The organism is Pseudoalteromonas sp. 120-MNA-CIBAN-0494, assembly GCF_040308885.1.
Taxonomy (GTDB): Bacteria; Pseudomonadota; Gammaproteobacteria; order Enterobacterales; family Alteromonadaceae; genus Pseudoalteromonas; species Pseudoalteromonas nigrifaciens.
Window position 1 is genome coordinate 1 of the sequence record NZ_JBEOOE010000039.1, and the last position, 25468, is coordinate 25468.

The 25468-nt window shown below is 40.2% G+C and carries 25 protein-coding genes; 13 read left to right on the forward strand and 12 right to left on the reverse strand.

The genetic code is table 11. The features are described 5' to 3' along the window. Positions 1–175: 175 nt before the first annotated feature. Positions 176–418 (forward strand): type II toxin-antitoxin system RelB/DinJ family antitoxin, encoded by a 243-nt coding sequence (locus AAEY55_RS16110; protein ID WP_350552187.1) that lies wholly within the window; start codon positions 176–178, stop codon positions 416–418. Positions 419–594: 176 nt separating this feature from the next. Here AAEY55_RS16110 and AAEY55_RS16115 read toward each other — a convergent pair whose 3' ends face one another. The 4 genes from AAEY55_RS16115 to AAEY55_RS16130 form a co-directional block, all read right to left on the reverse strand. Then, positions 595–885 carry a helix-turn-helix domain-containing protein gene (locus AAEY55_RS16115; protein ID WP_350552190.1) on the reverse strand — a complete coding sequence of 97 codons (291 nt, stop codon included), beginning with the start codon at positions 883–885 and terminating at the stop codon, positions 595–597. A 92-nt stretch (positions 886–977) separates the two neighbouring features. Continuing rightward, positions 978–1247 (reverse strand): hypothetical protein, encoded by a 270-nt coding sequence (locus AAEY55_RS16120; RefSeq protein WP_350552193.1) that lies wholly within the window; start codon positions 1245–1247, stop codon positions 978–980. A 960-nt stretch (positions 1248–2207) separates the two neighbouring features. Further along, the gene (locus AAEY55_RS16125; RefSeq protein ID WP_350546620.1) at positions 2208–3575 is read right to left on the reverse strand and encodes an MFS transporter; all 1368 of its coding nucleotides are present in this window, start codon (positions 3573–3575) and stop codon (positions 2208–2210) included. A gap of 362 nt (positions 3576–3937) precedes the next feature. Further along, positions 3938–5308, reverse strand: a complete 1371-nt coding sequence (locus AAEY55_RS16130; RefSeq protein ID WP_407072709.1) for an MBL fold metallo-hydrolase RNA specificity domain-containing protein — start codon at positions 5306–5308, stop codon at positions 3938–3940. Positions 5309–5652: 344 nt separating this feature from the next. On the opposite strand from AAEY55_RS16130, the gene AAEY55_RS16135 reads away from it, so the two are divergent. Next, positions 5653–6819 carry a nucleotide sugar dehydrogenase gene (locus tag AAEY55_RS16135; RefSeq protein WP_011327154.1) on the forward strand — a complete coding sequence of 389 codons (1167 nt, stop codon included), beginning with the start codon at positions 5653–5655 and terminating at the stop codon, positions 6817–6819. A 233-nt stretch (positions 6820–7052) separates the two neighbouring features. Here AAEY55_RS16135 and AAEY55_RS16140 read toward each other — a convergent pair whose 3' ends face one another. Then, positions 7053–7979 (reverse strand): manganese-dependent inorganic pyrophosphatase, encoded by a 927-nt coding sequence (locus tag AAEY55_RS16140; protein ID WP_350552196.1) that lies wholly within the window; start codon positions 7977–7979, stop codon positions 7053–7055. 119 nt (positions 7980–8098) lie between these two features. Between AAEY55_RS16140 and AAEY55_RS16145 the strand changes: the two genes are divergently transcribed. The 3 genes from AAEY55_RS16145 to AAEY55_RS16155 all read left to right on the forward strand — a co-directional run bounded on the left by AAEY55_RS16145 (position 8099) and on the right by AAEY55_RS16155 (position 9766). Next, positions 8099–8605 carry a hypothetical protein gene (locus AAEY55_RS16145; protein WP_350552199.1) on the forward strand — a complete coding sequence of 169 codons (507 nt, stop codon included), beginning with the start codon at positions 8099–8101 and terminating at the stop codon, positions 8603–8605. Between the two features lie 26 nt (positions 8606–8631). Further along, entirely contained in the window at positions 8632–9441 is an 810-nt protein-coding gene (mutM, locus tag AAEY55_RS16150) for a bifunctional DNA-formamidopyrimidine glycosylase/DNA-(apurinic or apyrimidinic site) lyase (protein ID WP_058372547.1), read from the forward strand. A gap of 145 nt (positions 9442–9586) precedes the next feature. Next, complete coding sequence (locus AAEY55_RS16155; RefSeq protein ID WP_350552209.1) at positions 9587–9766, forward strand: hypothetical protein; 180 nt, start codon at positions 9587–9589, stop codon at positions 9764–9766. Positions 9767–9949: 183 nt separating this feature from the next. On the opposite strand, the gene AAEY55_RS16160 is transcribed toward AAEY55_RS16155, so the two are convergent. The 4 genes from AAEY55_RS16160 to AAEY55_RS16175 are packed head-to-tail and all read right to left on the reverse strand — an operon-like array spanning position 9950 to position 13415. Next, positions 9950–10450 (reverse strand): DUF3299 domain-containing protein, encoded by a 501-nt coding sequence (locus AAEY55_RS16160; RefSeq protein WP_011327159.1) that lies wholly within the window; start codon positions 10448–10450, stop codon positions 9950–9952. 11 nt (positions 10451–10461) lie between these two features. After that, positions 10462–11694, reverse strand: a complete 1233-nt coding sequence (locus AAEY55_RS16165; RefSeq protein WP_350552202.1) for an ABC transporter permease — start codon at positions 11692–11694, stop codon at positions 10462–10464. Next, on the reverse strand, positions 11691–12377 hold the full coding sequence (locus AAEY55_RS16170) for an ABC transporter ATP-binding protein (protein WP_339686259.1): 687 nt from the start codon (positions 12375–12377) through the stop codon (positions 11691–11693). Before AAEY55_RS16170 ends, AAEY55_RS16165 begins: the two co-directional genes overlap by 4 nt. Positions 12378–12383: 6 nt before the next feature. Then, positions 12384–13415, reverse strand: a complete 1032-nt coding sequence (locus AAEY55_RS16175) for a CDP-glycerol glycerophosphotransferase family protein (protein WP_339686262.1) — start codon at positions 13413–13415, stop codon at positions 12384–12386. A 217-nt stretch (positions 13416–13632) separates the two neighbouring features. Here AAEY55_RS16175 and AAEY55_RS16180 point away from each other — a divergent pair, with 217 nt between their 5' ends. The 5 genes from AAEY55_RS16180 (at position 13633) to AAEY55_RS16200 (ending at position 19082) form a co-directional block, all read left to right on the forward strand. Then, the gene (locus AAEY55_RS16180) at positions 13633–14736 is read left to right on the forward strand and encodes a phosphoribosylaminoimidazolesuccinocarboxamide synthase (protein WP_089367736.1); all 1104 of its coding nucleotides are present in this window, start codon (positions 13633–13635) and stop codon (positions 14734–14736) included. Between the two features lie 121 nt (positions 14737–14857). After that, positions 14858–15535, forward strand: a complete 678-nt coding sequence (locus AAEY55_RS16185) for a methylamine utilization protein (RefSeq protein ID WP_339686267.1) — start codon at positions 14858–14860, stop codon at positions 15533–15535. Further along, entirely contained in the window at positions 15528–17843 is a 2316-nt protein-coding gene (locus AAEY55_RS16190) for an EAL domain-containing protein (protein WP_350546644.1), read from the forward strand. Before AAEY55_RS16185 ends, AAEY55_RS16190 begins: the two co-directional genes overlap by 8 nt. Continuing rightward, positions 17830–18663: a DUF3034 family protein gene (locus AAEY55_RS16195; RefSeq protein ID WP_350546646.1), complete on the forward strand. Its 834-nt coding sequence runs from the start codon at positions 17830–17832 to the stop codon at positions 18661–18663. Before AAEY55_RS16190 ends, AAEY55_RS16195 begins: the two co-directional genes overlap by 14 nt. Continuing rightward, the gene (locus AAEY55_RS16200) at positions 18663–19082 is read left to right on the forward strand and encodes a group 1 truncated hemoglobin (protein ID WP_306287539.1); all 420 of its coding nucleotides are present in this window, start codon (positions 18663–18665) and stop codon (positions 19080–19082) included. The genes AAEY55_RS16195 and AAEY55_RS16200 overlap by 1 nt, the downstream gene beginning before the upstream one ends. 40 nt (positions 19083–19122) lie before the next feature. Here AAEY55_RS16200 and AAEY55_RS16205 read toward each other — a convergent pair whose 3' ends face one another. Further along, positions 19123–19866 (reverse strand): glycosyltransferase family 25 protein, encoded by a 744-nt coding sequence (locus AAEY55_RS16205; protein ID WP_339686276.1) that lies wholly within the window; start codon positions 19864–19866, stop codon positions 19123–19125. Between the two features lie 131 nt (positions 19867–19997). Here AAEY55_RS16205 and AAEY55_RS16210 point away from each other — a divergent pair, with 131 nt between their 5' ends. Then, positions 19998–20828 (forward strand): sulfurtransferase, encoded by an 831-nt coding sequence (locus tag AAEY55_RS16210; protein ID WP_306287537.1) that lies wholly within the window; start codon positions 19998–20000, stop codon positions 20826–20828. Position 20829: 1 nt separating this feature from the next. Here AAEY55_RS16210 and AAEY55_RS16215 read toward each other — a convergent pair whose 3' ends face one another. Continuing rightward, a complete protein-coding gene (locus AAEY55_RS16215) occupies positions 20830–21180 on the reverse strand; it encodes a DUF5522 domain-containing protein (protein WP_011327170.1) in 351 nt (116 codons plus the stop codon). Between the two features lie 42 nt (positions 21181–21222). Between AAEY55_RS16215 and AAEY55_RS16220 the strand changes: the two genes are divergently transcribed. Beyond that, entirely contained in the window at positions 21223–21546 is a 324-nt protein-coding gene (locus tag AAEY55_RS16220; RefSeq protein ID WP_011327172.1) for a hypothetical protein, read from the forward strand. Between the two features lie 210 nt (positions 21547–21756). Here the strand turns inward: AAEY55_RS16220 and AAEY55_RS16225 are convergent, their stop codons facing one another. Continuing rightward, the gene (locus AAEY55_RS16225; protein WP_011327173.1) at positions 21757–22725 is read right to left on the reverse strand and encodes a class 1 fructose-bisphosphatase; all 969 of its coding nucleotides are present in this window, start codon (positions 22723–22725) and stop codon (positions 21757–21759) included. A 154-nt stretch (positions 22726–22879) separates the two neighbouring features. Here AAEY55_RS16225 and AAEY55_RS16230 point away from each other — a divergent pair, with 154 nt between their 5' ends. Beyond that, positions 22880–25309, forward strand: a complete 2430-nt coding sequence (locus AAEY55_RS16230) for a zinc-dependent metalloprotease (RefSeq protein ID WP_350546657.1) — start codon at positions 22880–22882, stop codon at positions 25307–25309. The last annotated feature ends 159 nt before the right edge of the window (positions 25310–25468 follow it).

The following is a 25468-nucleotide window of genomic DNA, read 5'->3' on the forward strand; positions in this document are numbered from 1 at the left end:
GACTCATGACCATCCCAGGAAGAATACTTCCGAAAATTACAATTTTTATGATTAAAAGGGAAGTAAACTTCTGTTTTTTGGGAATATCGTACGAGGTGTCAGAAATATATTTTAACTTGTACTCTGGTATAAATTTAATACAATCAGTAAATCAATATATAAATACAGGGTCGTTATGGGTACTATAAGTTTTCGTGTCGATGATGATGTGAAAAAGCGTTCTTACGCTGCACTAGAAAAATTAGGTATAACTCCGTCAGAGCTACTAAGGCAGACACTAGAATACGTTGCACAAAGAGAGGCGTTGCCGTTTAAATCCGCGCTACTGACAAGTGAGGATGAAGCGTTAATTACTGTAGCAAAAGCGCGTTTAGCTGCTCCCAAAGTAGGTGTCAAAACCTCGCTAGATATCCAATGAACATTGCGTAAGTCTAATGCTCAATACACAATGAACCGCCTTCAAATAAATAGTAAATAATACAGATCGTAAGTATTAATGGATTATCGTGAGAAGAGTAGCTTCGGTGAGTTGGTTTTCAAATTAAAGGCATTAAAAAGCCCGCAACATTGCGGGCTTTACTGTTTAATAACGCTTTAGATAGCCAATAGTTCACGTGTTTTTTGCACATTGGCTTGCGCTTCAAGATTAAACAATAACTGTTCATCTATATTAAATATTTTGTGTAGCTTTGCAGCCATTACTGGGGTCAACGCTCCGCCTGTAAGAAAGCGAGTAACAGTTGATGGACTAACATCTAGATGTTGAGCTGCTTTAGTGGCACTAAGCCCCTTATTCTCTAAAAATTTTTTAACGTAATGTCCCGAACCTTTTGGCGGTTCGAGCATATGAGCTATATCGCTCATGCTTACCAATGATCTATCCATTGCCCTTCTCCAATTTCATGAAATATGTTTATTGATAAACAGTAATTAGCACCTTATAATTGCTGTGAGGTTACCCCCGAAGGGGGCCTCAATCAATCATAACTTTTAAGTGTCACTATCACTTCATCATTGTTATTAAGTTCTACCATTAAACATGCAGCAACATGTTGGTAGTTTAGCTTGATAGCAATGTTAAAGTGTTTACCGTCTATCTGCTCAATATCATCACCCAGTAAAGAAACCAAAGCCTCTAAACTCAGTGCCGCTTCTAATGCATGTAGCGCATCACTTATCTCACTTAATACTGGTTCGCGTAATGACTTAAGCGTTATGATTGAGGTTTTATCAAAATGCACGTGCATTGTTTTACTCCTCTAATCATTATGGCCAGACCTTCTGGCTACCATTAAGTATACACTACGTTGCGCATTGCGCAATGGCGAATTTCTTTTTCTATCGGTTACTGATGATCGACGATAAAATCCCAGATTTGAGCGCCAAAACGACTCACTGGTTGTGATTTTAACGCGTTAAACAGCCTTAAATTAGGTAAAGAATTGCCTTACCATATAATAAAAAAGTGTATTTTTTCACTTTCTCATCTCAGACTTTTAGTGTGCTAGCGTGTCGTAAATGGCCATATTCAGACACTTTTCACTCGTATTTTCACGATTAAAACTGTCTCAAATTGCCAAATTTAGATGTTTTTCTGTCTCATTTAAAAAGCTAAATCGCGCGCAAAGCCTTGCTATATAAGGGCTGTAGGGGAGGGCGGTGTTTTCTTCTAATAGTAGGAACTATTGGATGAGGTTTTTATTTAAATTTCAATGGTTTATATGGTTTGGTCGTGTTTTATTACTGTTTAAAGCAAGATAGTTTTAATTTAAGTAATTGATTTTAAATAGTTTAAAATTGATTCAAGACCAGTTCGCGTCCTTCTTTAAAAAGCATCCACACAGAGCGCTAAAATCGACACCTGATAGGCACTTATAAAGTTGATAATATCACGGGGTTTTATTGTTGCGACGCTTAGTTTGTTTTTTATTTTATATTTCAATTGCTTACCTAGTTTAAGCCGTGTTTGATGATTATTTAAAGCAAGGTGGTTTATAATCAAGCTTCTGATTTTATGTAACTTAATTATAAAAAAAGGGCCAATTCTGTCCCCTGTTTGAAATGTGACTAATAAAGAGTGCTAAAACAGACGCACGAATAAATAAACCTAAAAGCACACTATTTAACGGTATTTGCGGCATTCTCGTTCTATAACGTGAAGCGTAATTTAGTATTTATACATACTTTAAATTATTTTTAAACACAATTTAGGCTCGGCCACGCAGTGCAGAAATACAGCTTGCGAGGATCACAAACCCTAAAGACATTTTAAACGCCAATGAAATAGTGCTCATTAATGCGGGGCTATTTTGCGCTGAAAAAGTACTGTCTCCAAGGTAATACTGCACAATTAAGTTGATTAAGCTCATACCAAATAAATTACCAATCGTGCGTGACAAATTCATTGAAGAAGATGCGACACCTAGCTCGCTTTTATCTACTGCGCCCATAATGGCATTGTTATTTGGGGTCGAAAATAAGCCAAAGCCAATGCCCAATAATAGCAGTGAGCCGCTAATATAAGTTGTGCTTGAGTTCACCGTTAGTAGAGAAAGTAGAAAAAAGCCAACCATAACAATGACACAGCCTAATGTAGCAAGTAAGCGCGGCTGTATTTTATCGGCAAATTTACCTGCCAGTGGCGCCATGATAGCCATTGACACCGCTTGGAGTAATACGATTTGCCCTGCATGTGCGGGGCTTAATCCTTTAATATATTGCAAATACAAACTTAATAAAAAGGCCAGTGAAAAGTTACTGGCATACATTAAAAAGGAAGTGGACAAGGATAGGCTGAATACACGACTTTCTAAAAACATTTGCACTCTAATGAGTGGTCGCCTACTGCGACTTTGATGAACAATAAATAACATCAAAAAGATGATTGAAAGTAATGTTAAAAGCCAGCCAAGAATACTTGGTAAATTACTTAACCCTAACACTAAGCACAGTGCAAAAAGCGAGAAAATAACGGTGCCCCACCAGTCAAATGGCGATTTTTTATCGTTTTTCCACTCACCATGTAAACACAGTTTAATGGTAATGAGCAGCATAAGTACCAAGGGGATCTGCGAGTAAAACACGGCGCGCCATCCCCACATTTCAGTGAGCCAACCACCCATTGCCGGGGCTGCGCTGAGCCCTATATACACACATGCCGCAGAGGTGCCCAGTGCCATCCCTCGTTTATTATCAGGTGTGACAGAGGTTATGATGGCAACGCCGATACCAAAAATCATGGCGCCAGCGGCCCCTTGTATAAAGCGCCAAAAAAGCACCCACTCAATCGATGTTGCTAGCGCGCACATCAGCGAGGCCAGTGCATTTAAGGCTAAACCAGAAGCATATATGCGTTTTCGACCATAGTTGTCAGCTATTTTTCCGCACGGCAGCATAAACATGACGCTACTGAGTAAATACAAAGTAGGCATCCACGCGATCATTTTCGCGCTCGCATTTAAATCTTCAGCGAGGTTTGGAATTGCTATGTTAACGCCCGCCATGCCAAGCGGACCAATAATAGAACCGCTGCAAACGATAATAAGGGCAATAGTAGTCGCGGGAAGTTTAAACAAGAAGAGTCCTTTTATTTACTGGCCTTAAAATGATACGTGAAGATATTGACTTGTACAGGCTTTGATGTCGTTAAGAGCGAAGCAATGACTTTAGGTCAGCATAATGTGTCACTCACCCAAGCCGGGATCACTTAACAGGTTGGCATACTAACACCTAGCTCAGTACATTATTACCAGCGAACGTAACAGAGCTTATATGTGTTACGCATTATCACCAAAAAAGGGGGGAATATCTTTATGATTTTAAGATTAAAGTGTTCAATATTAATATGCGGTTCAATAAAAGTTTCCATTGTGGATAATTGAACTAAATGACAGCTTTACACATTGTGTACTAAGACTTCATACCCTATGGTTAATTTTTATGATTTAGCTATTTCCACGAATGTTCTTTCTCCTAAAATTTCGCGATATTTATTTGCGAGCGCATTTTTTGCATCATCGTCGCCGTGCACTATTTTTATATGGCTGGGCTTTTTACGCATGCCAGTTACAAATTTTATTAACCCATTTTGATCTGCGTGGGCGCTGTAGCCGCTTATAGTGTGTACTTTGGCGTTTATGATAATGCGAGTGTCGTTTACAAATACATAGCCGTTACGAGGGCCATAGGTTTGTATATCATGCCCTAATGTGCCGCGTCCTTGATAGCCTACAAACAGTATGTCGGTGGTTTTGTCACTTAAAAAACGCGCTAGGTAATTTACAATGCGCCCGCCGGTGCACATGCCGCTGGCGGCTAAAATAATGGCGGGGGTTTGGCGAGTGGCTAAGTAGTTAATAATGGCCACATGCTCTTTATGAGTGTCGATTGTGGTTAGGTTTTTAAAGTCGAGCGGGTGGCGGCCTTTGGCAACTTTGCGTTTGGCTTCAGCGTCCCATAAATGTTTAAAATTTCTGTACTGCTCAGTAAAATTTGCCGCCATGGGGGAGTCGAGTATTACGTGTATGCTGTGCCATGGTGAGTTTTTAGCTGCGCTGTGAATTAACTGCTCTAGTTCGTAAAGTAGCTCTTGGGTGCGACCTATACTAAACGCGGGCACGAGTACTACGCCGTTATCGGCAACCGCACCTTCGATTACTTTTTTTAATGTTTGAGTACGCTCTTTACGCCCTTGATGGTTTTTATCGCCATAGGTCGATTCAATGACTAGAGTGTCGGCTTTATACGGCGGCTTAGGTGTGGGTAATAGCGGTGTATAGGGCGCGCCTAGATCGCCAGAAAACACCACGCGATGCGTACTTTTACCTTGTGTGTTGTTAGGAGTGGTTTTAGTGCTTTTGTTCTCAAGAATGTCAATTTCAACATAGGCTGAACCTAAAATGTGCCCGGCTCGCTGAAACCGTGCTTTGGCTGTTTGGGTATTTTCAGCATTACTAACGCTTGGATTGATAGATAAGTTAAACCAGGTTTTAAAATCAACCGCAACAATGCGCCTAGCTAATAAGCTTAAACAGGCTGCAATTATTTTAGGATCGCGTGTTACCCCTACTTTTAATGCATCTTCTATTACCAGTGGTAATAAACTGGCCGACGCTTTAGTGGTGTAAATAGGCCCTTTAAATCCCGCAGCCAATAAATACGGTATGCGCCCCACATGATCAATATGGCAATGAGTAACAATTAATGCCGTAACATTAGTTATATCAAACCCAATAGCTAAATCAGTTTTTGAATCCTCCCCCTGAAATAGTCCACAATCAATGAGTATTGATGTGCTGTTATTTATCACTAGTTCATGGCACGAACCGGTAACGCCATTAACAGCCCCATGATGCAGTATTTTCATTGTTCGTCCTTGTATGCTTAAAAAGGGCGGTGATCTACTTTTAGCCGTAACTTTCAATTAAAGATGAAAGCAGCTTTTAAGTGTTTTAACGTATTGTTTGTAACAGCTTAGTTTTAATTAGTTTAAATGCAAGGGTAGGTAATGGGTTGCGATTAGTTTTCAGTTAGAAATAAAAATAAGGGCAGAGTGTGTTGCTAGTGTGTTTTTTGCACTTTTCAATTTGCCTATAATTTAGCCTTAACTATACTTTTAGCTGATATAGAATATTTTAAATATTAGGGATGAATATGAAGGTAACAGTTGTAGGTACTGGTTATGTTGGTTTGTCGAACGCCATGTTACTAGCCCAGCATAACGAGGTTATAGCACTTGATATAGATGAGCAAAAAATAGCCCTTTTAAATAATAAGCAATCGCCGATAGTCGATTTTCATATAAGTGAATATTTACAACGAGATGATATAAGTTTTACTGCAACAACTAATAAAAGCATGGCGTACTGTAACGCTGACTTTATTATTATAGCGACCCCTACCGATTACGATACCCACACTCATAATTTTAATACCAGCTCTGTTGAGGCCGTGATAAACGACGCTTTGGCTTATAATCCTCACGCGGTAATAATTGTTAAATCGACAGTGCCAGTGCGTTTTACGCAGCGGATGAAAGCGCAGCTGGGCGTAGACAATATTATATTTTCTCCTGAATTTTTACGTGAAGGTAAGGCGCTTTACGATAACCTACACCCATCACGCATTGTGGTTGGTGAGCAAAGTGAGCGTGCTGCTGTATTTGCTAATTTACTTAAGCAAGGGGCGATTAAACAAGATATAGCAGTGTTGTTTACTGAGTCGACCGAAGCTGAAGCCATTAAATTATTTTCAAATACCTATCTTGCAATGCGGGTCGCATATTTTAACGAACTTGATACGTATGCCGAAGCGCATGGATTAAATAGTAAACAAATTATACAAGGGGTTGGACTTGACCCTCGCATTGGTAATCATTATAACAATCCATCGTTTGGCTATGGTGGCTATTGTTTGCCAAAAGATACCAAGCAGTTATTAGCAAATTATAAAGACATACCCAACAATATGATTTGCGCTATTGTTGATGCCAATACCACACGTAAAAATTTTATAGCGGATTCAATTATTAAACGAAATCCTAAAGTCGTTGGAATTTACAGGCTCGTTATGAAAACGGGATCTGATAACTTTAGAGCGTCTGCTATTCAAGGGATCATGAAGCGAATTGCAGCCAGTAATGTGCAAATGGTGGTGTATGAGCCAGAGCTTAAAGAAGATGTTTTTTATAACTCTCGCGTTATTAGAAACTTAAATGAATTTAAACAAATATCTGATGTAGTTGTTTCTAACCGTATGGTTGAAGAGTTGAGTGATATTACAGATAAAGTATACACACGCGATTTATTTGGTAGTGATTGAAAGTAAATAGCAGATAGCAGGTAGCAAGTGGTCAGGCAGAAATAAGAGTTGAAAGAGCCAGCTAAAGGTTCAAGGGCAGTGGTCAGGTTTTAGTCATAAATAAAGAGCAGAGTAGTGTTTGATAGTGTGACTTTATAGCATTTGATTACTACGATTTTAAATAAAAACACCGCGTTTAAATAAACGCGGTGTTTTTTTGAAGTCTGATTGCTGACCTCTAGTATCTGCTTACATTATACTTTTTGAAAAGCATCTTGTAGTGGTGGTACTACTTGCTTTTTACGGCTCAGTACGCCGTCTAGCCATACTTTTCCGTCTGCTGGTTTTTCACCATAAGCTTGCTCTACTAGGTTTGCGTCGTCTGATGCAATTAGCATTTCTGAGCCTTCTTTCATGATGTCAGTAAGCAGTAAAAATACTGAGTGGCGATTGCCCTCAGTTTTCAGTTTGGCAATATCGGCTGCTAAATCAGCTTTAATATCGTCAAATACGGCTAGGTCGATCACTTCTAGTTGGCCTATGCCTACTAGGTTGCCGTTCATGTTAAAGTCTTTAAAGTCGCGCATAACCAGGTCGCGTATAGGCGTGTCGGCAACTGCCGATTTAACGCGAAACATCTCCATGCCGAGCTCTTTAGGATCGTCAATACCGGCTATTTCTGCTAGCGCTTCAACACATTTAATATCGGCAGTAGTGCACGTTGGCGATTTAAAAATAACGGTGTCGCTTAAAATAGCGCACATCATAATACCGGCGATGTTTTTAGGGATTTCTACATTGTAAAAATCGTACATCATTTTAATTATGGTGTTTGAACAACCTACAGGGCGGATCCAACACTCAAGCGGAGTTGATGAGGTTAAATCACCTAATTTATGGTGATCAACCACGCCAACAACGCGAGCTTGGTCGATATCATCAGGTGCTTGGGTTTTTTCTGTGTGGTCGACAATATAAACGTCTTCGCCAGCGTAGCTAAGTTTAAGCTCAGGTGCTTCGAAGCCAAATTTATCAAGAATAAATTGAGTTTCTGGTGAAATTTCACCAAGACGCGTTGGAATGGCTGGTTCATTAATTTGGTTTTTTAAATAAGCGAGTGCAATTGCGCCGCATATTGAATCTGAATCTGGGATTTTATGGCCCACTACATACATTGACATTGATGAAACTCCTAAAAATTTGCGCGTATTCTAACAAAGTATAGTGGATTTAACATATAGACAGTGTAATTAAGTTTTGGTTACACTTTAAGCTATTGAACTAATTAGGAACATCGAGCATGCAATTAAGCCGTAAAGGTTGGAACAACGTTATTATTTTTTCGATGTTGATTATGATCTTCTTTTTAAATGGTTGGCATAAAAATATTGGTGGTAATAATAACGAGCCGGTATTGCAACCAGTGTTACCAATACAAAGTTTTGTATTAACGTTGAGTTTTGTTGATCAAAAAATTGAACGTATAGGCACAAGCTGGCGTACAACCGCATTACAAACCGATGTGCCGCTTACTTGGCAAGGTACGGAGCAGCAGCTAGGCGAACTGGTTAACGTGTGGCAAAGTGCTCAGCTTATGTCGGTTCATGAGTCAGTTGTTTTTAATCCTAATGCGCCACTTTCGGTAGCTACCTTTGAACTGGCGGGCGAACCATTGCCTTGGGTGTATTTGCTTTACAAGGGCGATGATCAGTATTATCTACTCGAAAAAAATAGCCAGCGTGTATTTGCGCTTGATTTAGCCGTAGTTAAACAGTTGTTTCCTAGCTCAACCCCGAGCGAACAATAATCTTTATAATAAAGTGAGTGTATTAAATGCCTGAATTACCAGAGGTAGAAGTAAGCCGCATGGGCATAACCCCGCATGTTTTAAATCAAGTTGTTACTAAGGTAAATATTCATAATGGCAGCATGCGTTGGCCGGTGCCTGACGATGTATATCAGCTAACGGGTTTAACCGTAACGGGCGTTGAGCGCCGCGCAAAATATTTGTTATTACACTGTGAGTTAGGCTCTACAATTTTGCATTTAGGTATGTCGGGCAATTTACGTGTAGTAAGTGCTAACGAGCCACTTAAAAAACATGATCATATAGAATTTATTTTTGCTAACGGTAAAGCGCTGCGCTTAAACGATCCGCGCCGCTTTGGTTGCTGCCTATGGCAAGCACCGGGCTCAGTTCATAAGTTACTGGCAAAGCTCGGGCCTGAGCCGCTTACTGACGAGTTTTTTGCGAAACAGGTGTATCAGCAATCACGCAATAAAAAAGTGCCGGTAAAACAATTTATAATGAATAACGCCATCGTCGTAGGGGTCGGTAATATTTACGCTAATGAATCGTTATTTAAAGCGGGAATAGATCCTCGCCGCGAAGCCGGTAAAGTATCGCTGAAAAGTTTTGAAGCGCTTATTCCTATAATTAAAGACACGCTAGCCGCGGCAATAACCCAAGGTGGTACTACCTTAAAAGATTTTGCCCAAAGCGACGGGAAACCGGGTTACTTTGCTCAGCAACTTTTAGTGTACGGTCGCAAAGGGCAACCTTGCTTGGTGTGTAAAAGCGAATTACAAGAAGTTAGGCTAGGGCAAAGAAGTACTGTGTTTTGTGGGAAGTGTCAGAAATAAAGGGCAGGTTATAGGTATCAGGAGTCAGGTGTCAGGTAGAGATAAAAACAAGGTTTCAGGGGGGAGGTGTTAGTTTTAAATATTTGTATTTTGTTAATTAAAAACTAAGCTAATTTAATCAAAGTATCTGTACAAGGGTGTCAGAATGATGAATTTTGAAAACTTAGATGTTTGGAAACGCTCTACCCGTTTAAGTGCAGATATTTATATTGCCATAGATATAAATTATATAAAATCGGATGTTGGTCGGGCTTGGTTAAACGAAACCTTTGAGTTATCAAAAATGCTGACAAGCTTGATATCTAAAATTAAAACTCGAATTTGAAGATGACAAAAGTGGCTTTAGTTTAGAGAGAGCTAAAGCCAAGCCCTGAGTTTAAGTTAGATGCGCGCGAGCAATTTACTACTGCGTTTATTTAATTCAAAAACGTGGAATAAGTACACACTTATCAGAGTGGTATTTTTATCATTTTGCTGACACCTGACACCTGACACCTGACACCTGACTTTAAAGCTCAAACGGAGCTACGCCTACGGCTTTCATTGTGTAGCCTACTTGGGCTATTTCGCCTGACCATGTTTGGGTGCTAATTACACCAGTCACTACTATGGCGTCGTATAGGCTGTCGATGGGGACACCGCCTTTAATGGTTACATGTACTATTTGATTTGGCGGCGGCGGCGGTACGTGTATACAGGCGCCAAAATAAGGAACCAGTAAAAATTCGGTAATTACTTCACTGTCGCCTTCAAGTGGTACTACAAAGCCCGGTAGGCTTACCGATTTACCATCAAGTGCTTTTACTACAGGTGCGTTTAGATCTGGTTGAACCCAGTTTTGCTCACTGCCTTCGTGGTTAGCTTGCGCTTGGGTGTTTATTTGCATATGACCTTGTGGAATTAGGTCTTCCCAAAAAATTTCTTTGGGTGGATTTGCACTACTAACAAAGCTGGTTAGTATTAAGCTTACCAAGGCGATGTATTGAAAAGTTGTTTTTAAAAACGTCATGATTGTCCTAGTTATATTTTTATACTCATGCCATCGCTGAGTGAGTAAAAGTAAGCGCGAGTTGCGGGAATTAAACCAATAATAAATCCTGCAATCATAATAACGCCTATAAGTGTGAGTTCATAGTAAGAGAGCATAGCAATGTTAATGCTAATACCAGCGTGACTTTGTAAGTAACCTGCGCCAAAAAACATCAGCGCATAAAATAATACACACCCAACTATGCAGCCGAGTAAAGTGGTAAGCAGCGACTCTATGCTAATGAGAGTAAATAATTGCCATGGCCGAGCGCCTACTGAGCGTAATATGGCAAGCTCTCTACGGCGCTGATTAAGATTAGCTAGGAGCGTGGTTAACATGCCAAGCAAGCTAATAATGACTACCACAACAGAAAATAGCAGCAGTATTTTTTCAACAATAGCGAGCATTTCCCATAACTCTTTTAGTGTTACTGTGGGCATAATACCCAGCAGTGCTTCTTTTTTATATTGGTTTATATTGCGCCTAATTTGCAGCGTGTAAAGTGGTGAGTTAAAGCCCATTAAAAACGCAGTAATTTGTTTTGGGTGGCCAACTAAGTTGCTATGTTCCTCGTGCTCTGCACTATGGCCACCATGGATTAAATCGATAGCGGCCAGCGGTATATGCAGCGTTTTATCTACAGGGGTGCCGGTGGCATTTAAAATACCGACCACTTTAAACGGGTTGTCATCATGATGATGAAAGCTGGTGCTGCCCATACCATGAGATATAACAATGCTGTCGCCCAGTTTATAGTTTAATTTACTCGCTACCTCACTCCCCAGCACGACTTGGTTAATCGTGTTAAATGCGTGGCCTTGCTTAAAGCTCAGTGGCTGCTTTTTGCCAAACCGATAATAATTAAAGTAATCAAGGGTGGTACCTAATACTGCTTGGCCTTTGTGGCTGTCGCCAAGGCTTATTGGAATGCTCCACTTTACGCCGCGTTGTCCGGTTATGTATTCATAACTTTGCCAACTCACACCATTGTTAGTGTGGCCTATTCTAAATACGGACGAGAGCAGCAATTGAATATCGCCAGTGCGCGCACCGACAATTAAATCGGTGCCCGAAATAGTATTACTAAAACTGCTTTTTGCGTCTATGCGTACCCGTTCAATGCTTAGCAGTAACATAACGCTAATAGCGATAGTAAGTAAGGTTAATAGCACGCTGCTACGACGGTTTAATAGGCTTTTATAGGCGAGTTTAATTAAGATCATGATGCTGCCTGCAAATTAACTAAATCGATGCTGCGATTAAAAAGTGGTTGCAAACTTTCGTCGTGGCTAACAAATACTAAAGTACTGTTGGCGTGCTTAGCTTGCTCAAACAGCAGTTTTATAAAGCTTTGGCGGTTGTTGGTGTCGAGCGCCGATGTGGGCTCGTCGGCAATAATTAGCTCTGGGCTGCCAATAAATGCACGCGCAGCAGCCACACGTTGTTGCTGGCCAATACTTAAAGTGGCAACATTTTGATTATGAAAGTGCGGCTCTAACCCCAGTGCATTGAGTAATCTGGCTGCTTCACTCTCTAAATTATCGGCTTGGCTGAGCACGTGTTGCTGACGCTTTTTCGAAAATTGGCACCCTAAACACACGTTTTCTAATGGGGTTAAATAAGGTAGTAAATTAAAGTTTTGGAAAATATAGCCAATATGATCCGCTCTAAATACATCGCGCTGTGCGTTGGTGAGCGCACTTAGGTTTTGGTTTAAAACACAAAGTTGGCCGCTAGTGGTAACATTAATGCCTGCCAGTAACGCCAGTAAGGTAGATTTACCACTGCCGCTTGGACCATGTAAAAAAACATGTTCCCCAGCATTAATCGTAAGCTGCTTAATAGCGAGAGTCGGGGTGACTGCGCTTTTTGGCCATTTGAAAGAGACATTCTCAAGGTTGATCATAACGGCTTACCAACTCCAATAGTTAAGTCTTTTGCGCATTTTAAATTGTCTAAGAAGATTAAGCGGTTTAGCTTTGAGCTTTTCATCACTATGCAACAGTTCATTGGTTGCGCAAAGTACTCGTTGGCTTGACTTACCATCTGTGTATGGGTGTAACTCTTGGCAAAAAGCTTCAATATTATCTACAAGTTCTTTTGGGTAAGTTAGTGCGTAGTCTATTGCGGCTTCAACGTTATTTTTATCCGTAATATCAAGTAAGTGTTTTTCAGGTGCTTTATTGCAAAACGTTACAACCGGTTTTCGTTGTACCAAAAACATCAGTAATATGGATGAAGTGTCGCACAGCATTACATCAGCAGATTGTAATAAAGGAATAACATTGTCTGTTTCAACAAAGGTTAGATTGTCATTACTTAACGCTTTGTATTTATCAACCCACTCTTGTGCCATTTTAGGATGAAACTGCATTAAAATGCGCCATTTACCGTGTTGGCTAAATTGCTTTATTTGTTCATATAATTTAGGCGCGAGCGATAGGCGCTTAGAAAAAGTAGAGCAAATTAATAATGTGGGGCGAGAGTTTTTACTTAAATAAGGATTACTTGCATGATCATTAAATAGAGGATCTAGTGTGGGCCAGCCAGTTTCTGAAACTTGGAAAAAGCCATGCTTTTTAGCAAGCTCTTGAAACCTTAAAGTCGTATTAGGTCCTTGTGTACAATATAAATCAAAACAACCTCTAATATTGAAATGGTCTTCTTTACCTTTTCTATTTAGTTTTCCAGAATTAAAACCATGAAATACAGCTACTTTTTTTCCTGGAATAAAGCTTGGAATAGTATTGCCTGGTATGAACACAGCATCTGGCTCCCAATCTTTTATACTTTTGACTGATTCAAGGCGATGTTCAGTTGGTTTTAAAAACTTAGGGTCTACTTCATCACCTTCTAAAAACCATTTAACTTCCCCTCCTTGAGCTAATATTTCTGCTTGCAAAGGTCTTAAAATAGCGTAGGAATAATTTTGAGAAATATACATTAAATATTTCTTATTCTTAGTGGCAGTTAAATAGTTCAAGCTAGCTCCTTAGGGCAAGTAATCATTCAAGTTTACCCCAATGTGCTAGCTAGATAAATATACTGAGATGATTTGTTTTTAGCCTAAGATTGAGCTTTGTGGTTGGCTAGATTATTATAGAGCGCCTAACCCCAATTCCATACTTTGCTCTTTGAGCATGCCAAACCCCGGAGATAGCATGACTAGCTATAAAGTTTTAGACGTAAACGATGACTTACCCATTCGTACCAAAGGTAAAGTACATAGTGGCAAAGTGCGTTCAGTTTATTGGTTAACCGATGCAGATAGCAAACGCTTAATAAATGAAAAAGGCTATAACGTTCCTGCCGATACTGAATTAGCCATTATGGTTATTTCAGACAGAATTTCTGCTTTTGATTGCATATGGCAAGGTGAAAATGGCCTAAATGGCGTTCCTGGTAAAGGGATTGCATTAAACTCAGTGGCTGCTCATTGGTTTAACATGTTTAATGAAGCCGGTTTGGCGGGTAATCACATTGTTGATATTCCGCATCCGTATGTTTGGATTGTACGCAAAGCCAGTACGGTAAAAGTAGAAGCCATTGCCCGCCAATATATTACAGGCAGCATGTGGCGCGACTACGCTAAAGGTGTACGAGACTTTTGTGGTATTAATTTACCAGAAGGTTTAACAGCTAATCAAAAGCTCGATAAAGTATTAATTACTCCCTCTACCAAAGGCATTATTACTGGTGTGGCAGATATTCCCCCAGTTGATGATGTAAATATAACGCGTAGCAATATTACTAATAACCTAAGCGTATTTAACTTTAGAACGGCAGATGATGTAGCCCAATACGAAAAGTTATTAGTGGAAGGTTTTGAGCTAATAAGTGGCGAGCTGGCTAAGCTTGGGCAAATATTTGTAGATACCAAATTTGAATTTGGCTATGTAGAAGATATAAATGGCGCAGAGCAGCTTATTTATATTGATGAAGTAGGCACGCCTGATTCATCACGTATTTGGGATGAGGCATCTTATAAAGATGGCAAGATTGTTGAAAACTCAAAGGAAGGTTTTCGTCAGCTGTTAATTAATAACGTGCCAGAGAGTGACGTACTACTTAATAAAGACCGCATGGATGAGCGTGAGCAGCTAGCTAAAGATTACATTTTACCTGAGTCAGTAATGCTTGAAGTGTCAAATACCTACGTAGGCATTGCCAGTAAAATAGTGGGCAAAGAGATTGTTATTCCTGCTGATCCGCGTCAAGAAGTAATTGCTATTTTAGATGCCGATTATGGATTAATTATAAAATAACACGACTAAAGTGCTAAAAAATGAATGCTAAAATGTTTATTTTTAGTGACTGAACTATATTTCTTGCAATTTTTGCTCGTCTCTAATTAACTGAACTTAAAATTAATATTTGAGTATGGTTATGTTTGAACGAGCATTGCAAGTTTTTGCAAAAAAACGTTATTTATTCGCTTTAAGTGTGCTTTTTAGCCACGCTGCTGTTAGCGCAAATATTGATTTAGTAATAAAAGATCAACACGGTGTGGTATTACCTAATGCCGTTGTTGAAATAGGCCAAGCAAACACTGCTTTTAAGCCTACAAATCCAAGTGTTAAAAAGCTCCCCGTTGCGGTAATAGATCAGGTAAATAAGCAGTTTTTACCTGAGCTACTTATTGTGCAGCAAGGGCAATTAGTTAACTTTCCTAATAGCGATAATATTCGCCATAACGTGTATTCGTTTTCAAGCGCTAAATCTTTTCAATTAAAACTCTACTCAGGGCAACCCAAAGAGCCAATTATTTTTGACACTCAAGGTGTTGTGGTACTAGGCTGTAATATTCATGATTCTATGGTGGGTTATATCTATGTGGCTAAGAGTGAGCAAGTTTATAAAACCGATAAAAACGGAGTTGTAAGTTTGCCTGTTACTACGCAGCCTTTGCAAATAAGTATTTGGCATGCGTTACAAACTGCGGCTTTAGAAAATAAAAAAATGATGAATATAGAGCCACAAGCTATTTTACCTATAACCATAAATACTTCCTCGCCAGCACCACGTAACACCTTTGGCAGTCAGTTTAAGGGCGGTAATGACTAACAATTTGCGAAACCGTATAACCATTTTATGTGTAGGCTTGGTGTTATTAACCACTGTGGTTAGTTTGCTGAGCTTTTGGTGGTCTACAAGTAAGTTTCAAGAAGAAAAAGTCAATCAAGACATAAGCGTGGCACAAAATGTTTATAAACAATATTTAAACTCGAAAGAAAACCTACTATTAACTGCCGCTAAAGTACTCACCTCCGATTTTGGCTTTAAACAAGCGGTTGCCACGCGTGACGCTGCTACTATAAGCAGTGTTTTATACAATCATAGCCAGCGTATAAATGCCGATTTAATGCTGCTGTTAGATTTGTCGGGGCTGTTAATATCAACCAATGATGATGAGGACAACTTTACCGATAATCTGCAGCCTTTAATGAGTGAGTTATTAACTACTGCGGAGCGCTCTAGTTTTGTGGTATTAAATGGCCAACTGTACCAGGTTATTTTACTGCCAGTTAAAACCCCGCGCACCATAGCTTACAGTTTGGTGGGTTTTAAAATAACCAGTAATGTAGCTTCAGAACTTAAAAGCCTAACCGGTATGGAAGTAAGCTTTATAGCGAACGCAGATAGCTTAGTAAAAACCTCACTGGTAGCCCCTCCAGCAAATTTTCAACCAGTTAATTATTTTAATAGCAAAACGACGTCGCGCTTTTTTGGTGATTATTTAGTGTATAAAAATCGCGAAATTGAGCTATCTGCACTGCAAGCTCACCCGGTAATAATTTTACTCAGCGCCGATTTAACCCAAAGCTATCGCGATTTTGAACAGCTATTTATTACGCTGATTATACTTGCCATACTTACTTTAATTGTTGGGGTAGTAACCAGTAGTTTATTAGCAAATAATTTAACTACACCACTGTCGCAATTGGCCGTGGTGGCTAAGCAATTTGCAAAGGGTAATTATAATTTTGAATTTAAAGGCAGCAAACAAAGCAGTGAAATAGCTACCCTTATGGATGCTTTTCATAACATGGGTAGCGATATAAATGAACGTGAACAGCAAATTAGCTACCAAGCTCGCCATGATGCGCTAACCGGATTTTATAACCGCTCGGCTATGCTAGAAATGCTAGCTAAACAATTAAATAAAAGCACTGCACACACGTTAGTAGCTATCGATATTAAAGGCCTGCGACATATAAACGATAAGTTGGGGCCACGCATTGGTGATAAGTGCTTAAAAGCGGTGGCACATCGTATTCGTGAGTTTTCAGAGGAGTTGGGTGGGTTTCATGCGCGTATTGGTGGTGATGAATTTTTAACCGTATTTCCGGCGGGGGCAGTGAGCGAATTTAAACGCGGCATTATTGCTTTAATGGCGCAGCTCCAAGCGGGTTACACCATTCAAAACTTAAAAATAAATTTACGCTTTAGTGTGGGGGTGGTGCAATATCCGCTACACGGTGAACAAGCTGAGGATCTAATTCGTCGAGTACTTATAGCAGTAGAAAGCGCAACCAGCCATCATCAAAATATTCATTACTATCAACAAGGCGAAGACGAAGCGCATTTAGAGCGCTTAGTTATGCTTGATGAGCTTAAGCAAGCTATAAGCGATGATGACGGCCAGTTATTTATGACCTATCAGCCAAAACTAAATATGAAAATACAAAAGGTTGATAAGGTTGAGTCCTTAATTCGCTGGCAACGTAAAGATGGTAGTTGGGTGTCGCCTGAGGTGTTTATTGATTTAGCCGAACAGTCGGGATTAATTGTAGAGCTTACCGCCTGGGTGGTTAATACCGTTATTGCACAAGTTGCCGCTTGGCAGCAAAAAGGCATACATTTACAAGCGGCTATCAATGTATCGGCACAAGATATTGCGTTTGCGGGGTTTCATTCGTCATTAGTACGTACTTTAAAAAAGCATAAGGTTAACCCTGCGTTGATCACCATTGAGCTCACCGAGCGCGATATGATTGAAAATGAAGAAAAAGGCATAATTGCCCTCGAAAACTTAAAAGCTATTGGGGTAAAAATATCGCTTGATGATTATGGCGTAGGGCAAACATCGTTAGGGCGTTTAAAAATGCTGCCAATTGATGAGCTTAAATTAGATAAGTGCTTTATTTTAAAACTAGATGAATCGCAAAAAGATCAATTTATTGTGCAGTCGAGTATTACTTTAGGGCATCAATTAGGGTTTTCGGTAGTTGCCGAAGGAGTAGAAACTGTAGGTACTTTAGCGCTACTTAAGCAAATGCAGTGCGACCACGCCCAAGGTTATTATTTAAGTCGGCCATTAAAAGCTGATCAATTAGAGCTATGGTTAGAGGAATACGATGGCGTACATTAAGTGCTTTATGGCGGGGGTATTACTCACAGCCAGTTTTATTACTGCTGCGAGTAGCGGTAAATTATTAGCTACTCCTGGGGTGTCTCAAGTTGAGGGCGCTGGTGGAGGTGGCCTTGTTCCGTGGGCGCAACTTGCTGGGTATGCCAGTGAGGATGAGGTTTCGGTTAGTGGTTTTTGTAGCCGTGCAGATGTAACCGACTATACGTTAGATGTATGTGGCGCACAGCTTAATTTGTTTAATCGCGTTGAGCTTAGCTATGCGCAGCAAGAGTTTGATGTACCCGCGCTGAGTACGCAAATAGAGCAGTCGATAACTGGTGCTAAAGTTCGCTTATATGGCGATATTGTTTACAGTAATTGGCCACAAGTAAGTTTAGGTATGCAGCATAAGTCGTTAGACGATGGCACGGTTGCAAAGCTAGTGGGTGCAGAAAGCACCAGCGGCACCGATTTTTACTTAGCGGCAAGTAAATTACACTTAGGTGCTATTGCAGGATACAACTGGTTTTGGAACGTGACCACCCGTTACTGCAAAGCCAACCAACTAGGGTTACTGGGTTATGGCGGCAATAATGCCAGCAATAAATTGTTATTTGAGGCAAGCACAGCGATATTTTTAAGCCGTAAAGTCGCGTTAGGTGTTGAGTATCGTCAAAAAACAAATAACCTAGGATTAGGCGAGCAAGATTGGAAAGATGTGTTTGTAGCTTGGATGCCAAATAAACATATAAGCGTAACCGCCGCCTACTTAGATTTAGGCAGTATAGCTGGAACAAGCGATCAAACCGGTTGGTACTTATCGGTGACAGGATATTGGTAATGAGAATTTTTATACTATTTTTATTGGCTACAAGTGTATTAGCTGGCTGTAGCAGCAAGCCTAAACAGAGTTTGTATCAGCAAATAAATGGTAATGCCGGCATAGAAAAACTAGTGGATAGCTTTATTTATCAAATTGGTAATGACAGGCAAGTGTTTCATTATTTTGAGCACAGTAACATTACTCATTTTCGCCAAGGCTTTATAAGCCACTTATGCGCGCTAACAAACGGCCCGTGTGAGTATAAAGGCGACTCTATGGTTGCTATTCATACCGGCATGAATATAAACGAAAAAGACTTCAATCACGTTGTCGATTTATTAATAAATGCAATGAACGAGCAAAATATCCCACATACAGTGCAAAATAAAATTTTAGCTAAAATGGCGCCATTGCGTGGCGAAATTATTAAGATTTAATTTTATAATCAAATGCATACATTTAAAAATATGCTTGGTATTACTCACTTGTAATTTTGGCAAGATCCGCAGTTTTATATCGTCTTTGCATATGAATACTCGATCTATGAATTAAATTTCTGATAAATGTACTGCGGTTTGAGTGTGAACCTAAATTAGCGCTTGTTATTTCACTAATAAAGCTTCGATCTTCGGCAACCGGGTAGGGTTTTATGCCAATCATACTTAGCCCTACTTCTGTGTGAAATTGCATATCGACATCTACGGGTCTAAAAAATGGTTTTCTTTGCAGTAGTTTTTTAGCCCCACTTAATGAAATGATGTAGCCTTGAGTGCCATTTGGTGCTTTTTTATAATTACCGACTGTTAGATTATTTTCTAATGGGGCACTGTCAATAAATGGAAAATTTCTGTTGTCAGATAATTTTATTAAATCCCAGTTTTTCAATTTAATTGCTGCATCAACAACATCTTTAAGCGAAGCCTCAATGAAAAGGTCATCCTCTAATACAACACAAAAAGGCATGTTTTCATTAACCATTTTTTGCCAAAGGCGCATATGACTTACATAGCAACCAATTTCACCTGCAGATAGATTGCGATTGTAACGTTTTTTATTTTTTTTCGGGCAATACCACTTGAGGGTTTCTTTTTCACTAAGACTTTTGCCAATGGTCGCTTCAAAACGTTCAGCATTTAAGTGTAGGCTGGTAAGTCGCTTTAGGGTTGTTTCCCAACGGTCTTCGCAGCCTTGCATATTGATAATGTAAAAAGGGATTGGCATAATTTTATTTTATTTAGAAACCTCAAAGCAGCTATTTTAGCATTATTATAATTTGTAACCAGTCTAAATTCTGTTTATAAACAGGCTGTAATAATATATAGCTATTTCATTTCCTCAAATTTGGAAAGACGATGAAAAACATGGTCAGTGCACAATGGTTACATGCTCGCTTAGAGCAAGCTAACCTGGTTATTTTTGATGCGGGTATGTTACGTCCCTCAGCTGCGGGGGAGTACTCACCCGTTGCCATGCTTCCTAAAGCACAACGGTTTGATATCAAAAAAGAACTCGCAGATACCTCAAACCCATTGCCTAATACCTTGTGTAGTGCAGAACAATTTACTCAAGTGATGCAAAAAGCGGGAGTGAATCACGATTCACTCGTGGTGATTTATGAAGATGCAGGGTTATTCAGTGCAGCTAGAGCTTGGTGGATGTTTAAAGCCATGGGGTTTGATAACGTAAAAGTCCTCAGTGGCGGTTTAGCCAAGTGGCTTGAACTTGGGCTTCCGGTTGAATCAAACTATACACAAGCATCATTAAAAGGCGATTTTATTGCTCAATACCGGCCTGATTACTTTATTGATAAAAAACAGGTGCTAAGTGCTACTGAGGATGCCAATACAGTTATTTTAGATGCACGCGCTTATGAGCGCTTTACCGGCAAAAGTAGTGAGCCAAGAGCCGGAATGCGCAGCGGCCATATTATTAATAGCTATTCGCTACCTTTAACTAGTCTATTAGAAAATGGTGAAGCAAAATCACTCGACTTTATACAGGCAAAGTTTAGTGAATTAGTCGGTAATGCAACCCACTTACAATTTAGCTGTGGCTCTGGTGTTACTGCCTGTGCGCTTGCGCTGTTTGCCGATGAATGCGGTTATAGTAATTTAAGTGTATACGATGGCTCGTGGAGTGAATGGGGAGCTGATAACTCACTGCCTATTGCTGTGTGTGGCTAATTTAGCTATAAGGGCAATTTTTACAACCATTTTTGCAGCAAGTACCACGCTTTAAAAAATACCACTTACTAAATACCATATAGCTGTTTTGCATAGTGTAATCGAGCCCTTCAATCAGCTCTCCATTATTTTTAAATTGCTTAGCAAACGCGAGTTGTATTTTAATCGGCTGCGAGTAAAGGCTTTGTAAGTAAGTGTTTATTTTAGCCAGCGTACAGTTACGGCATAAACAGCTTGTAGCGTTAAGATCTAACGGTAAAATAGCGGGTAACTCGTTGCACCAACATGCTGATATGTCAGTCACATTACAGGTAAGAGCAGCATTACATTGGGTGCAGTTAATTTGGGTCATTATTTTACTTTTAAATCACGGTGAGCGCAGAATAACAATATTATGGATATACAAAAAGCATTAGCGCAGTTTATTACCTTCGGCTCAGAAAAAGACGAGGCTATTGATGTCATTGTATCTGCGGCAGCAGCAAAACAGCCATTATTTACCCTAAGTACGTCAATCATGCTAAATGTGTTTGAGCGTTGTTTACATAATGAAATAGTACTTGATGACTTGGAACTGTGGGCAAATGTGATTGAGGCGCGAGATGATATTGATTGCGCTGAATGTGAGGGCGTTATTTATGCACTTAGTAACAGTGAGCAAATGGGCGAGCTTAATTATGAAAAGCTCGCCAAATTAGCCACGCTTTTACAAGAGTAAAAGCGTGGCTAATTTTTAGTCAAGTATTAAAGGTACGAGATCTCAGGTGTTGATAAAATACCGAACCGTAGGCGGGAGTTTACCTCGCGCATTTTATAAATTTAACAAGCGCGGCATAAAGCCCCGCCTTGTATCTACGGTTAATTTAAACACCGCGCTGGCTTAATTCTCGCCTAAAATCTGATACCTAAAACCTTGTATTTCTATTTATTACTTATGATATCCCAAGCAGGTTTCTACTTCGTTTTTTGAGCCTAAAATTACAGCTACGCGCTGGTGAATGGCATTAGGCTGTATATCCATAATACGCTCGGTGCCAGTTGAGGCAATCCCGCCAGCTTGCTCTACTAGCATGGCCATAGGGTTTGCTTCGTAAAGCAGACGAAGCTTATTTGGCTGGCTTGGGTTTTTGGTATCGGTTGGGTAGGTAAATAACCCGCCACGGCTTAATACGCGGTGTACATCGCCTACCATTGCAGCAATCCAGCGCATATTAAAGTTTCGAGCGCGTGGGCCAGTGTCGCCAGCTACAAGGTCGTTAATGTAGTTTTGCATAGCCGGTTGCCAATGGCGTTGGTTTGACGCATTAATAGCATATTCATTGGTATCTGCTGGTATTTTTGCAAAATCTTGAGTTAATAAAAAGGTGCCGTGCGTTTTATCTAGGGTGAAAAAGCGGGTGCCTTTACCTGTCGTTAGCGCCAATATAGTCGATGGGCCATACAATACATAACCTGCCGCTACTTGATTAATACCCGGTTGCATAAAAATACTTTGGTCAGCAGGATCTGCGCCTTCAGGCGCTTTCATTACTGAAAAAATAGTACCTACTAACGAGTTTATGTCGGTGTTTGATGAGCCATCAAGTGGGTCAAACGCTACAATATATTCTGCATCAGGATTACCAGCAACTGTGTAGTCTTCTTCTTCAGAGGCGATGGCTTTTACGTAGCCCGATTCCAATAATATATCTTTAAGCAGTTGGTTGGTTAAAACATCAAGCTTCTTTTGAGTTTCGCCTTGAATATTCTCGTCAAGTGTTGAGCCTAATACACCCGATAATTCGCCTTGGCCAACACGAAATGAAATTTCTTTACATGCGGCTAAAATAGTTCTGATCAAAGAGATTAATTCTCTTGGGCAACCATCTTCAAGTAATACTGGAGGAAGTCTACGCATTCTATTTTCCTGATAACGTGATTAAACTAATCATAATGTGAGAGGGATTAGTTTGGAGCGCTGAAATTCGTCTTAAATAACTGTATTGTTTAAATTACCCCCTATAATGGGGTTACCTAATCGTACTTAAAACGCCAATAACAAAGATAAGATTATGCAAAAAATAAAACTACTAGGTTACATTCTCTTTACTGTGTTGCTCACTATGATAACTCAAGCGCACGCAGCAATTAAGTCTATTGATGAATTTACTGGAAAGATGAATCATTTTCCGGGATATTTTTCATTTTTTTACGATACAGAAAACGGCAAGGTTTATTTAAAAGTAGATAAACTAGAGCAGCAATTTTTGCTACAGCAAAGTTTGCCAAATGGCTTGGGCTCTAACGATATAGGGCTTGATAGAGGGCAACTTGGTAATACACACTTAGTGCAATTTGAGCGCTTTGGTGACAAAGTAATGCTACGCGCTGTAAATACTTACTATCGCGCAAATACCAGTAATAAAGCCGAGCAGCAAAGTATTAATGAAGCGTTTGCATCAAGCATATTAGCGGGCTTTAAAGTGGTTGCGCAAAATAAGCGGGCGCTATTAATCGATTACACTCCGTATTTACTTAGTGATGTACACGGTGTAAATCGAACCCTGGCAGCGACTAAACAAGGTAACTTTAATCTAGACGAATCGCGTAGTGCAGTTTATATGAGTCGCTCTAAAGCATTTATTAATAATACAGAGCTTGAAGCTGTGCTGACCTTTGCCGGTACTCAACCGGGTAAGTTTGTGCGTGAAATAAGCCCCGACGCCTATTCGTTAACGGTGCATATGCACCATTCACTAATTAAATTACCAGACGATAACTACACCCCGCGCAACTTCCATCCACAATCGGGTTTTTGGAGTATTGAGCATAAAAACTATGCTGCAGCACTTGGCGAGTCTATGTATGTGCGATATATACCACGCCATCGTTTAACTAAAAAAGATCCGAATTTACCTATTAGCGACCCTATTGAGCCGATTGTTTATTACCTTGATCCTGGGGTGCCAGAGCCGGTAAAAAGTGCATTGCTTGAAGGTGCACAGTGGTGGGATGAAGCGTTTAGTGCCGCGGGTTATAAAAATGCATTTATAATAAAAGTACTACCAACAAACGCCGACCCTATGGATATTCGCTATAATGTAGTGCAATGGGTGCATCGTGCTACTCGTGGTTGGTCGTATGGCAGTTCGGTAATTGATCCGCGTACCGGCGAAATTATAAAAGGGCATGTAACGCTTGGCTCACTGCGCGTACGCCAAGATATTTTAATTGCAGAAGCGCTGGCTGCGCCTTATTTAAACGGCAATGAAATAGCAAAAACACTACAAGCCATGGCACTTGATCGTATTAGGCAGTTAAGTGCCCACGAAATTGGGCATACCTTGGGGATTTCTCATAACTTTGCCGCTTCAGTGGGCGATAGAGCCTCGGTAATGGATTATCCGCATCCACTGCTTAGCTTTGATGAACAAGGCAAGCTTGATGTGTCACGCGGTTATGCTATGGGTATGGGCGTGTGGGATACACAAGTTATTAAATACGGCTACAGCGACTTTACTAATCAAAACGAAGCAGAAGCATTGGCGGCTATTTTAAAAGAAAACAACACAAAAGGGCTCGAGTTCATATCTGATAACGACGCCCGTGCTGCCGGTGGCGCGCATCCTACGGCTCATTTGTGGGATAACGGCGCAGCACCAAGCGAAGAGCTATTAAGAGTATTAGAAGTGCGTAAGCAAGCACTTGCACAATTTGGTATTCATAATATAAAAACGGGTGAGGCGTTATCGCAATTAGAAGAAAAACTAGTGCCCTTGTATTTATTTCACCGTTACCAAGTAGAGGCAGTGGCTAAATTAATTGCTGGGGTAAATTACGAGTACGAAGTACGCGGTGATAAACCTGTAAAAGGCGCGCAAGTGGTTGCTAAGCAAGCGCAACAACAAGCGGTTAAAGCTATTTTAACCACTCTTGAGGGCCGTAATTTAGTGTTGCCAGAGTCAATACTCGCACTTATTCCACCTAAAGCGTATGGTGAGTCTAGGACGCGTGAAAGTATAGTGGGGCGCACTGGTTTAACTCTTGATGCTATGGCGTTACCTGAAGTTGCCGTGCAGCATAGCTTATCGTTATTACTAAATGCACAGCGTTTAAATCGCCTTGCGCAACAACAAGCACGCAGTGATGATTTTTATAGTTTAGATGAGTTACTTTTACAGCTTTATAAGCAGGTTTTTGTGGCATTGCCGTCAAATAACATGGTGGCAAAGATCACTCAACGAGTGCAATATTTAAGTGCTAAAACAATGGCTGAACTAGTGGCCAGCGATAACGTAAGCCCAGAAGTGCAAGCACAACTGCATTACTATTTAACTAAGCTAAAAGACGACTTTGAACAAAATTCACTACTAAGCAACACCAGTATAGGTGAAAGCGCGTTTAAACAATATTTAGCTGAACAAGTTAACCAGTTTTTAACCACAGGTAGCTGGCCAGATAACTTTAAAGCATTACCAATCCCGCCAGGTTCGCCAATTTAAAAGGATCGCTTTTAGCAATAAAGCAGCAGACGGCTTTTAACTAAGAAATTAAAAAACACCGCGCTTAATTTAAACGCGGTGTTTTTTTGTTTGCCCAGCGAAGCTGGCAAACCCGATAGGCTGAAAGATGCCTTATCACCCTGACTAAGGGGAAGATAA

Bases quoted from the DNA above. Each gene is read 5' to 3' on its own strand.
- AAEY55_RS16110 (WP_350552187.1), top strand. From the start codon at position 176: ATGGGTACTATAAGTTTTCGTGTCGATGATGATGTGAAAAAGCGTTCT.
- AAEY55_RS16115 (WP_350552190.1), bottom strand. From the start codon at position 885: ATGGATAGATCATTGGTAAGCATGAGCGATATAGCTCATATGCTCGAA.
- AAEY55_RS16120 (WP_350552193.1), bottom strand. From the start codon at position 1,247: ATGCACGTGCATTTTGATAAAACCTCAATCATAACGCTTAAGTCATTA.
- AAEY55_RS16135 (WP_011327154.1), top strand. From the start codon at position 5,653: ATGAAGGTAACAGTTGTAGGTACTGGTTATGTTGGTTTGTCGAACGCC.
- AAEY55_RS16140 (WP_350552196.1), bottom strand. From the start codon at position 7,979: ATGTCAATGTATGTAGTGGGCCATAAAATCCCAGATTCAGATTCAATA.
- AAEY55_RS16145 (WP_350552199.1), top strand. From the start codon at position 8,099: ATGCAATTAAGCCGTAAAGGTTGGAACAACGTTATTATTTTTTCGATG.
- mutM (WP_058372547.1), top strand. From the start codon at position 8,632: ATGCCTGAATTACCAGAGGTAGAAGTAAGCCGCATGGGCATAACCCCG.
- AAEY55_RS16155 (WP_350552209.1), top strand. From the start codon at position 9,587: ATGATGAATTTTGAAAACTTAGATGTTTGGAAACGCTCTACCCGTTTA.
- AAEY55_RS16160 (WP_011327159.1), bottom strand. From the start codon at position 10,450: ATGACGTTTTTAAAAACAACTTTTCAATACATCGCCTTGGTAAGCTTA.
- AAEY55_RS16165 (WP_350552202.1), bottom strand. From the start codon at position 11,694: ATGATCTTAATTAAACTCGCCTATAAAAGCCTATTAAACCGTCGTAGC.
- AAEY55_RS16170 (WP_339686259.1), bottom strand. From the start codon at position 12,377: ATGATCAACCTTGAGAATGTCTCTTTCAAATGGCCAAAAAGCGCAGTC.
- AAEY55_RS16175 (WP_339686262.1), bottom strand. From the start codon at position 13,415: ATGTATATTTCTCAAAATTATTCCTACGCTATTTTAAGACCTTTGCAA.
- AAEY55_RS16180 (WP_089367736.1), top strand. From the start codon at position 13,633: ATGACTAGCTATAAAGTTTTAGACGTAAACGATGACTTACCCATTCGT.
- AAEY55_RS16185 (WP_339686267.1), top strand. From the start codon at position 14,858: ATGTTTGAACGAGCATTGCAAGTTTTTGCAAAAAAACGTTATTTATTC.
- AAEY55_RS16190 (WP_350546644.1), top strand. From the start codon at position 15,528: ATGACTAACAATTTGCGAAACCGTATAACCATTTTATGTGTAGGCTTG.
- AAEY55_RS16195 (WP_350546646.1), top strand. From the start codon at position 17,830: ATGGCGTACATTAAGTGCTTTATGGCGGGGGTATTACTCACAGCCAGT.
- AAEY55_RS16200 (WP_306287539.1), top strand. From the start codon at position 18,663: ATGAGAATTTTTATACTATTTTTATTGGCTACAAGTGTATTAGCTGGC.
- AAEY55_RS16205 (WP_339686276.1), bottom strand. From the start codon at position 19,866: ATGCCAATCCCTTTTTACATTATCAATATGCAAGGCTGCGAAGACCGT.
- AAEY55_RS16210 (WP_306287537.1), top strand. From the start codon at position 19,998: ATGAAAAACATGGTCAGTGCACAATGGTTACATGCTCGCTTAGAGCAA.
- AAEY55_RS16215 (WP_011327170.1), bottom strand. From the start codon at position 21,180: ATGACCCAAATTAACTGCACCCAATGTAATGCTGCTCTTACCTGTAAT.
- AAEY55_RS16220 (WP_011327172.1), top strand. From the start codon at position 21,223: ATGGATATACAAAAAGCATTAGCGCAGTTTATTACCTTCGGCTCAGAA.
- AAEY55_RS16225 (WP_011327173.1), bottom strand. From the start codon at position 22,725: ATGCGTAGACTTCCTCCAGTATTACTTGAAGATGGTTGCCCAAGAGAA.
- AAEY55_RS16230 (WP_350546657.1), top strand. From the start codon at position 22,880: ATGCAAAAAATAAAACTACTAGGTTACATTCTCTTTACTGTGTTGCTC.